We start from the raw sequence: 13250 nt of genomic DNA, 5'->3' as shown, positions 1-13250 counted from the left end.
GTCAGTTGACCTCTTCCAGGGACTTGGTGCGGCGGAATCCGGCGTAGCTCATGACGCCGACGATCAGGAAGATGAAGATCGAGATCGCCGACGCCAGACCGTAGTTGGGGTTGACACCGCTGAAGGCGATGCGGAAGGCGTAGGTGATCAGCAGGTCGGTGGACCCGATGCTGGTGTCGCCCGAGGTGAACGGACCACCCTCGGTCATGAGGAAGATCAGCGTGAAGTTGTTGAAGTTGAACGCGAACGACGCGATCAGCAGCGGGCCGACCGCCACGAGCAGCAGCGGCATGATGATCGACCGGACCGTGCGCACTGGACCGGCCCCGTCGATGCGGGCCGCCTCGCGGACGTCACCCGGGATCGACTGCAGGGCGCCGGTGCACACGAGGAACATGTAGGGGAAGCCGAGCCACAGGTTGGCGATGAGGATCGCCGCCTTGGCCGCCCACGGGTTGCCGAGCCAGTCGACGTTGAGGCCGGTGATGTTGTTGATGAGCCCGTAGTCCTGGTTGAACATCGACATCCACAGCAGCGCCGTGACGAAGCCCGGGATCGCGTACGGGAGGATCAGGATCGACCGGTAGAAACCCTTGCCGCGCAGCCGGTCGTCGTTGAAGAGCAGCGCGAGCAGCATGCCCATCACGAACGTCGACATCACCGAGATCAGCGCGAAGGCGACGTTCCAGGTGAAGATCTTCACGAAGCCGGCGCGAATGGTCTCGTTGGTCACGAGGGTCTCGAAGTTCTCCCAGCCCACGTTCTCCTTCCAGCCCTGCGGGAAGGCCTCGCCCTGGCCGTCCTCGGGCACCCAGGAGGCGTCGCGCGGCACGTAGGTCTTGCCGGTCGAGGTGTCGGTGAGCTTGTCGGCGGACTCGTCGTAGGTGACCGTCGCACGGCCCTCGAAGGCCTCGCTGAGGCCGATGGCCTTGATGCCGCCGTCGCCCTTCGGCACGGCGAACTCGCCGAGGTCCTTGCCGCGCTGGTTGACCTGCCTGGCGTCGAGGATGACGAACCCCGGGGCAGCGGTGATCTTGCCGGTGGTGGTCGCCTCGACCCCGTCGGCGGGCAGGTCCTCGAGGCCCTCTGCGGTCCCCTCGAGGTACTTCCCGTCCGGGTCGGTGAGCAGGAACGTGAGGTCGCCGGTGGCGGGGTCCTGGCCCTCGGGGACGGCAACGCTCAGCCGGTAGCGCGGCGAGCCCGGGACCTCCTGCACCGAGTTGGCGACGATGTTCGCCGTCGCGTCCTCCTTGCTCAGGAGGTGGCCGTCGCCGTAGTTGGTGAAGGCCGTCGCCGCGGTGTAGGCGATCGGCCAGATCTGGAACGCGACGAGCAGGAGCATGCCCGGCAGCAGGTACTTCAGGGGCACCGCCCGGCGGGTGGCGTAGACCGCGACGACCGCCATGACCACGAAGGCGATGAGCACGACGAACAGCGAGTTCCCCTGCTCGACCAGCCTCCAGGAGACGAGGGTCGCGAAGGCGACGACCAGGGCGATGGCCGCCCACCTGACGACGACCACCCACACCGGCGCCGGGCCGGAGCGGGCGGAGGGGTCTCCGCGGAACGTGGTGTCAGCAGCCATGGGCGCTCTCCTGGGACGGCGGCCGCTGCTCCGGTGGTGGGCCAGCGGCGTTGGTGGCGGACGGGCGCGGGGCCCGAGGTGGTGCGGTGGTGCGGTGGTGCGGTGGTGAAGCGGCATGCCGGGTGGTCACCACGGGTGGTGACCACCCGGCATACGTCATGCGGGAACTGCTCGGGAGAGCATCAGCCCTTGGCGATGTTCGCCACGATCTCCTTCTGGGCCGCGTCGAAGCGGGCCTTGGCGTCCTTGCCGGAGATGACGTCGGCAGCAGCCTGGCCGAGCGGGCCCCAGACCGAGTTCATGGCGGGGATGTTCGGCATGGGCTTGCCGTCCTTGCCGGCCTCGAACCACGCCTTGACGTCCTTGTCCTTGGCGGCGACCTCGTCGTAGGCCTCCTTCAGGGCCGGCGGGCGGCCACCCTGCTCGAAGAGCGCGAGCTGGACGTCCTTGCGGGGGACGTAGTTGGTGACGAACTCCTGCGCCAGCACGGCGTTCTTGGCCTTGGCCGAGACGTAGAACATCTGGACGCCGAGGAACGGCTGCATCTGGCCACCGCCGGCCAGCGAGGGCAGGCTGGTGATCTCGTACTTGATGCCGGCCTTTTTGGCGTTCGGCACCGACCAGGGGCCGGTGATGAAGAACGGCGCCTTGCCGCTGGTGAACAGGCCCTCGGCGTTGTCGTCGCCGACGTTGGTCGACAGGATCTTCTTCTTGCCGAGGTCCGCAAGGACCTGGGCGCCCTTGACCGAGCCGAGGCTGTTGACGATCACCTTGTTGGCGTCGTAGTCGCCGTTGGCCTTGGTGGCGAAGATGCCACCGTCGAACGCGCTCAGGTAGGGGTAGCTGTAGTAGGCGTTGCCGGTCTTGCCGACGGCCTGGATGAGCACGTTGGTGACCTTGCCGCCGGACTTGGCCTTGGCGTCGTTGCCCATCTTGACGAGCTCGTCCATCGTCTTCGGGGCGGTGGGGGCCAGCTCGGTGTTGCGCATGAGGCCGATGTTCTCCACGGCGTAGGGCACGCCGTAGGTCTGGCCGTTGAACTTGGTCGCGGCGATGGAGTTCTCGGAGAACTTGCCGGCGACGTCGGCGGAGACCTGGATCGGGGCGACGGCACCGTTCTGCACGAGCTCACCCAGCCAGTCGTGGGCGCCCACGATGACGTCCGGGCCCTTGCCGACCTTGGTGGCGTCCTTGAACTGCTCACGCAGGTCGACCGAGATCTGGACGGCGACCTTGACGCCGTTCTCCGCCCCGAACTCCTGGGCGTACTTCGTCAGGATCGGCGCACGGTCGGCGTCGGTCCAGATCACGAGGTCGGCCGCGGCGTCACGGACGGGGGCCTCGGTGCCGGTCGGGGTGGGCGCCGGGGCAGCGGTGGTGGTCTCGGAGGCCGAGCTGGTCGAGGCCGAGGGGGAGGCGGCCTCGCCGCCACCGCCGCAGGCGCTCATGAGCAGCGCGGCGACACCCGTCACGGCCGCTGCGCCGAAGGCACGCTTGTGCATGAATTCTCCTTGGTGTGCGCAGGGCGCGTCCTTGCGGCCCTGACGGTGGCAGGAAGATAGCAAGAACTTTCAGCAAGACTGGCCCTAGTGCTGCAAGTTCTTGCACACGATTCGGTAACTCCTGCGCTCCGCAGCAGCCGCCGACCCGTGCCCCGGCTCCGCCGCCCCATGGTGGACCGGTTGTGGCCAAATGTCGCGTCGTAGGACAGACTGACGCCACCCGCGGGCACCGACGCCCGCAGGTGCACCACCCTTTACAACGGATCGTCCGGCACGTTCCTGCCGGTGAAGGAAGGCAACGACGCCATGGCCACAGTCAAGTTCGACGAAGCGACCCGGATCTACCCGGGCAACGACACCCCCTCGGTCGACAAGCTCAACATCGACATCGAGGACGGGGAGTTCCTCGTCCTGGTCGGCCCCTCCGGGTGCGGCAAGTCGACGTCCCTGCGCATGCTCGCCGGCCTCGAAGAGGTCAACGAGGGCAAGATCTGGATCGGTGACCGCGACGTCACCAACCTCTCCCCGAAGGACCGTGACGTCGCCATGGTCTTCCAGAACTACGCGCTCTACCCGCACATGTCCGTCGCCGACAACATGGGCTTCGCCCTGAAGATCGCCGGCGTCGACAAGAGCGAGATCAACAAGCGCGTCCAGGAGGCGGCGAAGATCCTCGACCTCGAGCCCTACCTCGAGCGCAAGCCGAAGGCCCTCTCCGGCGGCCAGCGCCAGCGCGTCGCCATGGGCCGGGCCATCGTGCGCCAGCCGCAGGTGTTCCTCATGGACGAGCCGCTGTCGAACCTCGACGCCAAGCTCCGCGTGCAGACCCGCACCCAGATCGCCTCGCTGCAGCGCCGCCTCGGCGTCACCACGGTCTACGTCACCCACGACCAGATCGAGGCCATGACCATGGGCGACCGCGTCGCGGTGCTCAAGGACGGCATCCTGCAGCAGTGCGACACCCCGCGCCGCATGTACGACCACCCGAACAACGTCTTCGTGGCCGGTTTCATCGGCTCCCCCGCCATGAACCTGCTCGACGTGCCGGTGGTCGACGGCGGCGTGAAGCTCGGCACCGGCACCTACCCGGTCGCGCGCGAGCACCTCAAGGAGGCCCACGGCCAGAGCGTCACCATGGGCGTGCGCCCCGAGGACCTCAACCTCACCACCGAGGGCCAGGGCATCCCCGTCGTCGTCGACGTCGTGGAGGAGCTGGGCGCTGACGCCTACATCTACGGCACCGCCCACGAGGCCAAGCAGCACCAGGACTACGACGAGTCCGGCGCCGACCTGCCGCAGCGGCCGTTCATCGCCCGCGTCGACGGCCGTCGCCCCCCGCAGAAGGGTGAGACCGTCTACCTCGCCCCCAAGGAGGGCCACGTCCACATGTTCGACGTGGAGAACGGCAACCGCCTCGGCGACTGACACGACCGCCCGGTGGCCAGGCGCTCGCACAACCGGCGACTGACCACCGACCGCATCGTGGGAGGGCGGCACCCGTGAGGGGTGCCGCCCTCCTCGCATCTGCCACGATGGCTGCGTGGCACTCGAGATCTCCGCAGCCCGTCCCGATCCGGCCCTGCTCGACCTGCCGTGGCACCTGCCCCTCGAGACGTGGCCGGAGAAGCACCTCGCCGCCCTGCCTCGGGGCATCTCCCGGCACGTGGTGCGCTTCGTCCGACTCTCGCACCGGGTGCTGGCGGTCAAGGAGATCAAGACCGACATCGCCTTCCGCGAGTACCACCTGCTCCGGGCGCTCGGCCGCCTCGACCTTCCCTGCGTGGAGCCGTTCGGCATCGTCAGCGGCCGCGAGCAGGAGGACGGCACGGCCCTCGACGGCTGCCTCATCACCCGCCACCTGCAGTTCTCGCTCCCCTACCGCGCGCTGTTCAGCCAGACCCTGCGCCCCGACACCGCCAAGCGCCTCATCGACGCGCTTGCCGTGCTGCTCGTGCGCCTCCACCTCGAGGGGTTCTGGTGGGGAGACGTCTCCCTGTCAAACACCCTGTTCCGGCGCGACGCCGGCGCGTTCGCGGCATACCTGGTCGACGCCGAGACGGGCGAGCTGCACCCCAGCCTGACCGCGGGGCAGCGCGCGCACGACCTCGAGATCGCCCGGGTCAACATCGCCGGCGAGCTGATGGACCTCGAGGCCGGGGGGCTGCTCCACGAGGCCGCCGACCCGATCGAGACGTCGAACCGGATCGTGACGCGCTACACCGACCTGTGGGAGGAGCTCACCGGCCTCGAGCGCTTCGAGAAGGGTGACCGCTGGCGCGTCGACGAGCGGATCCGCCGGCTCAACGAGCTGGGCTTCGACGTCGACGAACTGGCCATCTCGACCGACATCGGCGGCACCACGATCCAGATCCAGCCGAAGGTCGTCGACGCCGGCCACCACTCCCGCCGCCTGCTGCGCCTCACCGGCCTCGATGTCGAGGAGAACCAGGCCCGGCGGCTACTCAACGACCTCGACTCCTTCCGTGCCTCCCAGGACCGCCAGGGAGAGGACGAGGAGATCGTCGCCCACGACTGGCTGGCCAAGATCTACGAGCCGGTCACGCGCACCGTCCCGCGCGAGTACACCGCCAAGCTGGAGCCCGCCGAGATCTTCCACGAGGTGCTCGAGCACCGCTGGTACATGTCGGAGAAGGCCAACCACGACGTGCCCATCGAGGATGCCATCAAGGACTACGTCGCGACGGTGCTGCCGGGCAAGCCGGACGAGAAGTCGGTGCTCGGCGTCGACACCGTCGAGATGCCGGTCGTGGCCATGCTCGGCGACGAGATCGGAGAGGGCTGAACCGCCTGCGCGCTCGGGCCGCCCCTCAGTAGCGCGGCATCGACTGGGCCTCGAACCAGTCGCTCGAGTCCTTGCGCCACAGGAAGTAGACCGCCAGCGCCCCCACGAGGGTCGTCAGCGCGGACACCGCGAAGGCCAGTGGCATGGCGCCCACCTGGGGCAGGCTGGCGAGCAGGAAGACCGCGTTGAGGGCGAACAGCACCGTCGCCACGATCCGGGCCCAGCTGCGGCCCTTCCCGTTGGCCCATGCCATGAACAGCCACAGAGCCAGAGCGATGATGCCGAAGACGATGCCCATCGCCACGCCCAGGGTGACGAACCCGTCGATCTGTTGGGGCGTGAGGCTTTCCGGCTGCCCGGCCATGGCGTCCTCGATGGACCGCCGCATCACGTCGTCGCTTGCCGGCGTCAGGAGAAGGCTGACGACGCTCAGGCCTGCACCGGCCCACATCAGCCGCACGGCGTTGGTGGCCGACTGCGGGCGCGCGAGGTTCGCTTGGCCGGCCGGCGGTGGCGAGGTCGGCATCGGCCCGGACGCGGGCGGCATACCGGGGTAGCCCCCGGGCATGCCGGGGTGGCCCTGGTGCCCGGGGGGCGGCGGGTACGGAGTGCTCATGACTCTCCTTGGTCGATGTCGGTGGCGAGGACGTCAGGCCCCGGAGACGATCGCGCCCCGCGTGACCGCCTCGTGAGGCGGGCGCGGGGCGCGATCGACGCGGCCGGTGGCAACAGCCCTGGGGCTGCGCCGGGCGTCAGGCGTTGGAGTTCGCCGTCATCGCGCCGGTGGCGATGAGGATGACCCACGTGATGAGGCCGAGCACCAGGAAGATGGTGCCGATGATGCCGCAGATCCGGCCCGCGTTGACCGTGCCACGGTTGGAGTAGGCGCCAGGGTTAGCGTCGATCTCGCGGATCGCGTTGTTGCCCATGATCCACGCGACCGGGCCGAGCAGCTGGACGCAGACGATCGACAGGATGCCGAGGATGAGGATCAGAGTGCCCTTGGGGTGCTCGCGGGGACCCATCGGGCCGGATCCCTCGACGTAGCCCGGGGCGGGCGGCGGTGCGGAGTAGCCGCCACCACCGGGAGGCGGCGGGTAACCCCCGCCACCGGGCGGCGGAGGCGGCGTGGAGCCGGAGTCGGACATGCGGTTCCCTTTCGCTGGCGCTCCCCCTTGGGCGCGACTGCACCGAACGCTAGCGGAATTCTCCCCTTATGAGCGGGTTGCCCCGGCCGCGCGTCGCCGGGCGATCTCGTAGAGGGTGACGCCCGTCGCGATGCCCGCGTTGAGCGACTCGACGGCCGACGACATGGGGATCGAGACGATCTGGTCACACGTCTCGCCCACCAGGCGCGACAGGCCCTTGCCCTCCGAGCCCACCACGACCACGAGCGGCTCGGTGGCGAGCGCCAGCTCCGGCAGAGTCACGTCGCCGTCCATGTCGAGACCGAGGATGAAGAATCCGGCCTTGCGGAAGTCCTCGAGGCTGCGGGTGAGGTTGGAGGCCAAGGCGACCGGCACCCGCGCGGCGGCACCCGCCGAGGTCTTCCAGGCACTGGCGGTCATGCCCACCGACCGCCGCTCGGGGACGACGACCCCGTGACCGCCGAAGGCCGCGACCGAGCGGATGATCGCGCCGAGGTTGCGCGGGTCGGTGATGCCGTCGAGGGCCACGACCAGCGGGATGCCAGGCGCCTCGGGGTCGACCAGGTCCGACGGGTGCGCGTACTCGTACGGCGGGACCTGGACGGCCAGGCCCTGGTGCACGGCTCCGTCGGTGAGCCGGTCGAGCTCCCCGCGGGGCGTCTCGAGGATGGGGATGCTGCGCTCGGTCGCCGTCTTGAGGGCCTCGCGGACGCGGTCGTCGGCGTCGATCCGGCCGGCGACGTAGAGCGTGGTCACCGGGACGTTCGCCCGCAGCGCCTCGACGACCGCGTTGCGCCCGGCCACCATCTCGCTGGAGCCCTTGGAGCGGCGGCCGCCCGACGGACGACCCTGCCCGGCCCGGCCCGGGGCGGGTGCGCCGCGCTTGGCCGCGGCCTTGGCCATCTTGTGCGCCTTGTGGTGCGGCCGTTCGGTGGCCTTGGGCGTGGGGCCCTTGCCCTCGAGCCCGCGGCGGCGCTGACCGCCCGAGCCGACGGTGGCGCCCTTCTTGGAGGCGCCCTTGCGGATCGCCCCTCGGCGCTGGGAGTTGCCTGCCATGTGTGCCTCTCAGCCTTCGGTGCGCCGGGCGAGCGACCAGGTCGCACCCGAGGCGGTGTCTTCGATGTGGATGCCGACCGCGTTCAGCTGGTCGCGGATGGCGTCGGCGGTCGCGAAGTCGCGGGCCGCCCGGGCCGCGGCGCGCGCCTCGAGCTGCGCCCCGACGAGGGCGTCGAGGGCCAACTGGGCCTCGTTGCCGCCGTTGGAGGCGCCACCTTCCCAGCGCGGGTCGAGGGGGTTGACGCCGAGCAGGTCGGTCATCGCCACGACTTGGGCGAAGGCCTCCGCCACGCCCTCGTCGTCGCCGTCGTCGAGCGCCGTGTTGCCCGCGCGCACTGTCTCGTGCACCACCGCGAGCGCACCCGAGACGTTGAGGTCGTCGTCCATCGCCTCCGCGAAGGCCTCCGGGACGCGGCTGTGGTCGGGGGTGTTGTCGGCGCTGCCGTTCAGCGAGCGGATCGCCCGGCGCAGGAAGCCGTCGATGCGCTCGACCGCGGTGTCGGCCTCCTGGAGGGAGCCCTCGTGGTACTCGATCGTCGATCGGTAGTGCGCCGCCGTGAGGTAGTAGCGGACCGCCAGCGGGCGGGCGACCTTCGTGACCTCGCTGACGACGAGCGAGTTGCCGAGCGACTTGCTCATCTTCTCGCCGGCGACGGTGACCCAGGCGTTGTGGAGCCAGAAGTTCGCGAAGTCCAGCCCCGCGGCGCGCGACTGGGCCTGCTCGTTCTCGTGGTGGGGGAAGCGCAGGTCGACGCCGCCGCCGTGGATGTCGAAGGCGTCGCCGAGGTACTTGCGGGCCATCGCCGAGCACTCGAGGTGCCAGCCCGGACGTCCCACACCGAAGGGGGTGGGCCAGGAGGCGCTCACCGGCTCGGTCTCCTTGCGGCCCTTCCACAGGGCGAAGTCGCGGGGGTCGCGCTTGCCACGCGGGTCCGCGTCCTCGGCCGCCGCCATGTCCTCGATCTTCTGGTGGGTCAGCGAGCCGTACTCCGGGAAGCTGCGCACGTCGAAGTAGACGTCACCGCTGCCGTCGGGAGCCGGGTAGGCGTGGCCCTTCTCGATGAGCACCTGCATGAGCTCGACCATCTCGGGCACATGACCGGTGGCGCGGGGCTCGTAGGTGGGAGGCAGCACGCCGAGCAGGTCGAGCGCCCGGGCCGTCTCGATCTCGTTGCGGTACGACAGCGCGAACCACGGCTCGCCGGCCTCCGCGGACTTGGCCAGGATCTTGTCGTCGATGTCGGTGACGTTGCGCACCAGGGTGACCCGGTAGTCGTAACGGCCCTCGAGCCACCGGCGCAGCACGTCGAAGGCGACGGCGAAGCGGACGTGACCGATGTGCGGGGCGCTCTGGGTCGTGAGCCCACAGATGTAGATCCCCACCTGACCGGGCACCAGGGGGGTGAAGTCGCGCAGCTCGCGCGCGGCGGTGTCGAACAGGCGGAGGCTCACGCGCGCAAGGTTACCCGCGGGTGCCTTCCCCGGACTAAACGAGCAGCAGGCGCACCCGGCCCCAAGCCCATCGCTCGGCGCTGGCTCAGCAGACGTTGCTGCCGCAGGGGCATGCAGCAACGTGGGCGCCCGGCAGCAACTCCTGCTAGCAGAGGTTGCTGCAGGAAGGCTCGGGCTCAGTGGCCGCGGTCGACCCACTCCTGCAGGTGTGGCGCCTCCGCCGCGATCACGGTCGAGTCGCCGTGACCCGTCAGCACCACCGTCTCGTCGGGCAGGCTCAGCAGCTTGTCGCGGATCGAGTCGATGATCGTGGGGAAGTCGCTGTAGGAGCGCCCCGTCGCGCCGGGTCCGCCGCTGAACAGGGTGTCCCCGCTGAAGAGCACGCCGAGCGCTGGCGCGTAGAAGCAGCAGGCCCCCGGGGAGTGCCCCGGGGTGTGGATGACGTGCAGGTCGACGTCGCCGACAGTGATGACATCGCCGTCGCGAAGCTCGCGGTCGGGGGTCACCGGGTAGAGCTGGTCCCACAGCACCCGGTCCTCCGGGTGCAGGTATGCCGGCGCACGGGTGGCGTCGCAGACCTCACCGACGCCGTTGATGTGGTCGTTGTGCGCGTGGGTGCACAGCACCCCCACCACCTTCCGCTCACGCGGGATCGACTTCACGATCCGGCGGGCGTCGTGTGCCGGGTCGATGACCACGCACTCCTTGTCGTCGCCCACGATCCAGACGTTGTTGTCGACCTCCCAGGAGCCGCCGTCGAGCTCGAAGGTGCCCGAGGTGACCAGCCGGTCGACCCGCACGCCGCCCTTGGAGGGTGCGAGGTCCGGCATACCGACGGTACCGCTCACAGGACCACCACCGAGCGGAGCACCTCGCCGCGCTCCATCTTCTCGAAGGCCTTCTCGACGTCACCGAGGGCGATGCGCTCGGTGACGAACGCGTCGAGGTCGAAGCGGCCCTGGCGGTAGAGGTCGACCAGCATCGGGAAGTCGCGGCTGGGCAGGCAGTCGCCGTACCAGCTCGACTTCAGCGCGCCGCCGCGGCCGAAGATCTCGAGCATCGGCAGGGTGACCTGCTTTTCGGGCGTCGGGACGCCGACCAGCACCACGGTGCCGGCGAGGTCGCGGGCGTAGAACGCCTGCTCGTAGGTCTCGGGCCGTCCGACCGCCTCGACCACGACGTCGGCGCCGAACCCCCCGGTCGCCGCCTTGATGGCCTCCACCGGGTCGGTCCTGGCGCTGTTGACCGTGTGGGTGGCGCCGAAACGCCTTGCGGCGTCGAGCTTCTCGTCGTCGATGTCCACAGCCACGATGGTCGTCGCTCCCGCGAGCCGGGCGCCCGCGATGGCCGCGTTGCCCACGCCGCCACAGCCGATGACCGCGACCGAGTCGCCCATGCCCACGCCGCCGGTGTTGACGGCCGCGCCGAAGCCGGCCATCACGCCGCAGCCGAGCAGGCCGACCGCGGCGGCGTCGGCCTCGGGGTCGACCTTGGTGCACTGGCCCGCGGCGACGAGGGTCTTCTCGATGAACGCCCCGATGCCCAGCGCCGGGCTCAGCTCGGTGCCGTCGGTGAGGGTCATCTTCTGCTTCGCGTTGTGCGTGGCGAAGCAGTACCACGGCTTGCCCTTCTGGCAGGCGCGGCACTGGCCGCAGACCGCTCGCCAGTTGAGGATGACGAAGTCGCCGGGCGCCACGTCGGTCACGCCCTCGCCGACCGCCTCGACGATGCCGGCCGCCTCGTGGCCGAGCAGGAAGGGGAACTCGTCGTTGATACCGCCCTGCCTGTAGTGCAGGTCGGTGTGGCACACCCCGCAGGTGTGCACCTTGACGACGGCCTCACCCGGGCCCGGGTCGGGCACCACGACGTCGACCACCTCGACGTCGGCGTCCTTGCTGCGGGCGATGACTCCCTTGACGGTCTGGGGCATGCGGTCCTCCTCGGGCGGGGCCAGGGGTCGGTATGCCGCCACCCTACGGCCCGTGCCGAGCCCCGGCGCGGACGCAGCGGGGCCGAGGCCGACCGCCTCTCGGGGCTCGGAACACCTGCTCCACCCGCGGAACCAACACAACGCCCGGAGAGGGGCCCTTCGGCTCTCCCCGGCGGCACGGGGTGGGTGCAGCCTGAGGCCGTTGGAAGGAGGTGTACTGATGAAGCTGACATTCCGGGACGCCATTGCCTCCCTGCTCATCGTGGCCATCGCGGTGCCGTACGTCGGCTACCTGGTGTACGACGAGATGCCCTTCATCGAGGACGCGCGCGGCATGTCCGCGGTCGGCCTCGTGCTGGGAGCCATCGCCTTCCTGGTGCTCCAGAGCGGCAACGCCGACGACCGCGTCGGGGCCGGTGAGGGTGTGGCAGCGATCGTGTCGATGGGCCTGGGCCTGGCCGCGCTGCTGTTGGCCGAGACGGCCGCCGCCGAGCTCCTCCTCGCGGTCTTCATGGGCTCGATCCTGCTGGTCTACGCCTTCGAGGTCGCCGACCACGCCGGGCTGGTCCACGCCCACGCCGGGCCCCACGCCCACGCCGGGCCCCACGCCCACTGAGGCCCAGGCGACGCGGCCCTGCGCCACGAGGGGCCGGTGCACCGCACCGGCCCCTCTCCCTGGCGGTCGTCAGCCGACCGGGTGGACCAGGGCGGTCGCGATCGCCGCGGCTCCCTCACCACGGCCGGTGAGGCCGAGCCCGTCGGTGGTGGTGCCGCTGACCGACACCGGTGCGCCGCACGCCGCCTCGAGGGCGGCTTGGGCTTCCTCGCGACGCGTGCCGATCTTGGGGCGGTTGCCGACGACCTGAACCGCGACGTTCCCGATCTCGAAGCCGGCCTCACGGACCAGACGAGCCGCCTCCGCGAGCAGCGCGACACCTGATGCCCCGACCAGCTCCGGCCGCGAGGTCCCGAAGTGCGCGCCGAGATCACCGATGCCGGCGGCCGAGAACAGTGCGTCACAGGCGGCGTGCGCGGCCACGTCGGCGTCCGAGTGGCCCTCGAGCCCGCGCTCCCCAGGCCAGAGCAGCCCGGCCACCCACAGCTCGCGCGCGCTGCCCTCTGGTGCGAAGGCGTGCACGTCGACGCCCACGCCCACCCGCGGCATACCGGTGTGCCTCATGGGCGTCATCCAACCACCAGCCGATCAGTCGGCTGCGTGGTCGTACGTGACCGAGGTCAGCAGGGAGTCCCGTCGCAGCTCCGCAGCCGACGCCGTGGGGCCTTCCGAGCGGGCGTAGGCCCAGAACATGTGGCGCTGCCGACCCGGCGCGCCGGGCACGGCGGCATACGCACTGGCGCCCGAGCCAACGATGCGCAGGTCGTCGTCCACGGGTGCCTGCGGCACACCCTCGAGGCAGGACTGCTCGACCTCGCGGCCCGCGACGGCCAGGCCGAAGCGGGTCTGGGCCTGCTCGGCCCAGGCCCGCACCTCGGCACAGGCCTGAGGGAGCTCCCCAGCCGGCACCGTGCGGCGCCATGCGACCGTCGCCGAGGTGGGGTCCTTCGCCGGGTCGAGGTGCACGACGACACGACCGAGCCGCAGGACGCGGAGGGCGCCCCGAGGGCGGCGAGCGCCGCAGCGCCCTTCTCGGCGGGCGAAGGCCCGTCGGCGCACCCGGTGAGGGCGCACAGGGTCGCCAGGGCGAGGGTGAAGCACACCCGCCTGGTCAGGCCCCCGCCGCGCACACAGAGCACAGCATGGCGGCTGGCGACC

13 protein-coding genes are annotated in these 13250 nt (G+C 70.5%); 3 read left to right on the top strand and 10 right to left on the bottom strand.

Translation table 11 applies throughout. The features are described from left to right. Window position 1 precedes the first annotated feature (1 nt). Both P2F65_RS10790 and P2F65_RS10785 read right to left on the bottom strand, forming a co-directional pair. Window positions 2-1585, bottom strand: a complete 1584-nt coding sequence (locus P2F65_RS10790; RefSeq protein ID WP_275806769.1) for an ABC transporter permease subunit — start codon at window positions 1583-1585, stop codon at window positions 2-4. Window positions 1586-1767: 182 nt separating this feature from the next. Next, on the bottom strand, window positions 1768-3087 hold the full coding sequence (locus P2F65_RS10785; RefSeq protein WP_275806766.1) for a maltose ABC transporter substrate-binding protein: 1320 nt from the start codon (window positions 3085-3087) through the stop codon (window positions 1768-1770). 306 nt (window positions 3088-3393) lie between these two features. Here P2F65_RS10785 and ugpC point away from each other — a divergent pair, with 306 nt between their 5' ends. Together ugpC and P2F65_RS10775 are read left to right on the top strand one after the other, a co-directional pair. Next, a complete protein-coding gene (gene ugpC / locus P2F65_RS10780) occupies window positions 3394-4512 on the top strand; it encodes a sn-glycerol-3-phosphate ABC transporter ATP-binding protein UgpC (protein ID WP_275806763.1) in 1119 nt (372 codons plus the stop codon). A 115-nt stretch (window positions 4513-4627) separates the two neighbouring features. Continuing rightward, a complete protein-coding gene (locus P2F65_RS10775) occupies window positions 4628-5890 on the top strand; it encodes a DUF4032 domain-containing protein (RefSeq protein ID WP_275806760.1) in 1263 nt (420 codons plus the stop codon). Window positions 5891-5915: 25 nt separating this feature from the next. Here P2F65_RS10775 and P2F65_RS10770 read toward each other — a convergent pair whose 3' ends face one another. From P2F65_RS10770 to P2F65_RS10745, 6 genes are all read right to left on the bottom strand, one after another. Continuing rightward, on the bottom strand, window positions 5916-6506 hold the full coding sequence (locus P2F65_RS10770) for a hypothetical protein (RefSeq protein ID WP_275806757.1): 591 nt from the start codon (window positions 6504-6506) through the stop codon (window positions 5916-5918). A gap of 136 nt (window positions 6507-6642) precedes the next feature. Continuing rightward, window positions 6643-7038 carry a hypothetical protein gene (locus tag P2F65_RS10765; protein WP_275806754.1) on the bottom strand — a complete coding sequence of 132 codons (396 nt, stop codon included), beginning with the start codon at window positions 7036-7038 and terminating at the stop codon, window positions 6643-6645. A 66-nt stretch (window positions 7039-7104) separates the two neighbouring features. Then, on the bottom strand, window positions 7105-8094 hold the full coding sequence (rlmB, locus tag P2F65_RS10760) for a 23S rRNA (guanosine(2251)-2'-O)-methyltransferase RlmB (RefSeq protein ID WP_275806751.1): 990 nt from the start codon (window positions 8092-8094) through the stop codon (window positions 7105-7107). 9 nt (window positions 8095-8103) lie between these two features. After that, window positions 8104-9546, bottom strand: coding sequence for a cysteine--tRNA ligase (gene cysS / locus P2F65_RS10755; RefSeq protein WP_275806748.1), 1443 nt, complete (start codon window positions 9544-9546; stop codon window positions 8104-8106). Between the two features lie 176 nt (window positions 9547-9722). Next, window positions 9723-10376, bottom strand: coding sequence for an MBL fold metallo-hydrolase (locus P2F65_RS10750; RefSeq protein WP_275807390.1), 654 nt, complete (start codon window positions 10374-10376; stop codon window positions 9723-9725). 14 nt (window positions 10377-10390) lie between these two features. Beyond that, the gene (locus P2F65_RS10745; protein ID WP_275806745.1) at window positions 10391-11476 is read right to left on the bottom strand and encodes an S-(hydroxymethyl)mycothiol dehydrogenase; all 1086 of its coding nucleotides are present in this window, start codon (window positions 11474-11476) and stop codon (window positions 10391-10393) included. 220 nt (window positions 11477-11696) lie between these two features. On the opposite strand from P2F65_RS10745, the gene P2F65_RS10740 reads away from it, so the two are divergent. Then, window positions 11697-12092, top strand: coding sequence for a hypothetical protein (locus P2F65_RS10740; RefSeq protein WP_275806741.1), 396 nt, complete (start codon window positions 11697-11699; stop codon window positions 12090-12092). A gap of 69 nt (window positions 12093-12161) precedes the next feature. Here the strand turns inward: P2F65_RS10740 and ispF are convergent, their stop codons facing one another. Both ispF and P2F65_RS10730 read right to left on the bottom strand, forming a co-directional pair. Then, complete coding sequence (gene ispF, locus P2F65_RS10735; protein ID WP_275806738.1) at window positions 12162-12656, bottom strand: 2-C-methyl-D-erythritol 2,4-cyclodiphosphate synthase; 495 nt, start codon at window positions 12654-12656, stop codon at window positions 12162-12164. Between the two features lie 24 nt (window positions 12657-12680). Continuing rightward, on the bottom strand, window positions 12681-13151 hold the full coding sequence (locus P2F65_RS10730; RefSeq protein WP_275806735.1) for a hypothetical protein: 471 nt from the start codon (window positions 13149-13151) through the stop codon (window positions 12681-12683). Window positions 13152-13250 lie beyond the last annotated feature (99 nt).

Origin of the sequence: Knoellia sp. p5-6-4 (genome assembly GCF_029222705.1) — a bacterium.
In the GTDB taxonomy this organism is placed as follows: domain Bacteria; phylum Actinomycetota; class Actinomycetes; order Actinomycetales; family Dermatophilaceae; genus Pedococcus_A.
This window is presented reverse-complemented; position numbering and strand designations above follow the sequence as displayed.

What these genes read in the sequence shown, in the direction of transcription:
- P2F65_RS10770 (WP_275806757.1), bottom strand. Translation starts at nt 6,506, where the DNA reads ATGAGCACTCCGTACCCGCCGCCCCCCGGGCACCAGGGCCACCCCGGC.
- P2F65_RS10740 (WP_275806741.1), top strand. Translation starts at nt 11,697, where the DNA reads ATGAAGCTGACATTCCGGGACGCCATTGCCTCCCTGCTCATCGTGGCC.
- rlmB (WP_275806751.1), bottom strand. Translation starts at nt 8,094, where the DNA reads ATGGCAGGCAACTCCCAGCGCCGAGGGGCGATCCGCAAGGGCGCCTCC.
- ispF (WP_275806738.1), bottom strand. Translation starts at nt 12,656, where the DNA reads ATGAGGCACACCGGTATGCCGCGGGTGGGCGTGGGCGTCGACGTGCAC.
- P2F65_RS10750 (WP_275807390.1), bottom strand. Translation starts at nt 10,376, where the DNA reads ATGCCGGACCTCGCACCCTCCAAGGGCGGCGTGCGGGTCGACCGGCTG.
- P2F65_RS10745 (WP_275806745.1), bottom strand. Translation starts at nt 11,476, where the DNA reads ATGCCCCAGACCGTCAAGGGAGTCATCGCCCGCAGCAAGGACGCCGAC.
- ugpC (WP_275806763.1), top strand. Translation starts at nt 3,394, where the DNA reads ATGGCCACAGTCAAGTTCGACGAAGCGACCCGGATCTACCCGGGCAAC.
- P2F65_RS10785 (WP_275806766.1), bottom strand. Translation starts at nt 3,087, where the DNA reads ATGCACAAGCGTGCCTTCGGCGCAGCGGCCGTGACGGGTGTCGCCGCG.
- P2F65_RS10765 (WP_275806754.1), bottom strand. Translation starts at nt 7,038, where the DNA reads ATGTCCGACTCCGGCTCCACGCCGCCTCCGCCGCCCGGTGGCGGGGGT.
- P2F65_RS10790 (WP_275806769.1), bottom strand. Translation starts at nt 1,585, where the DNA reads ATGGCTGCTGACACCACGTTCCGCGGAGACCCCTCCGCCCGCTCCGGC.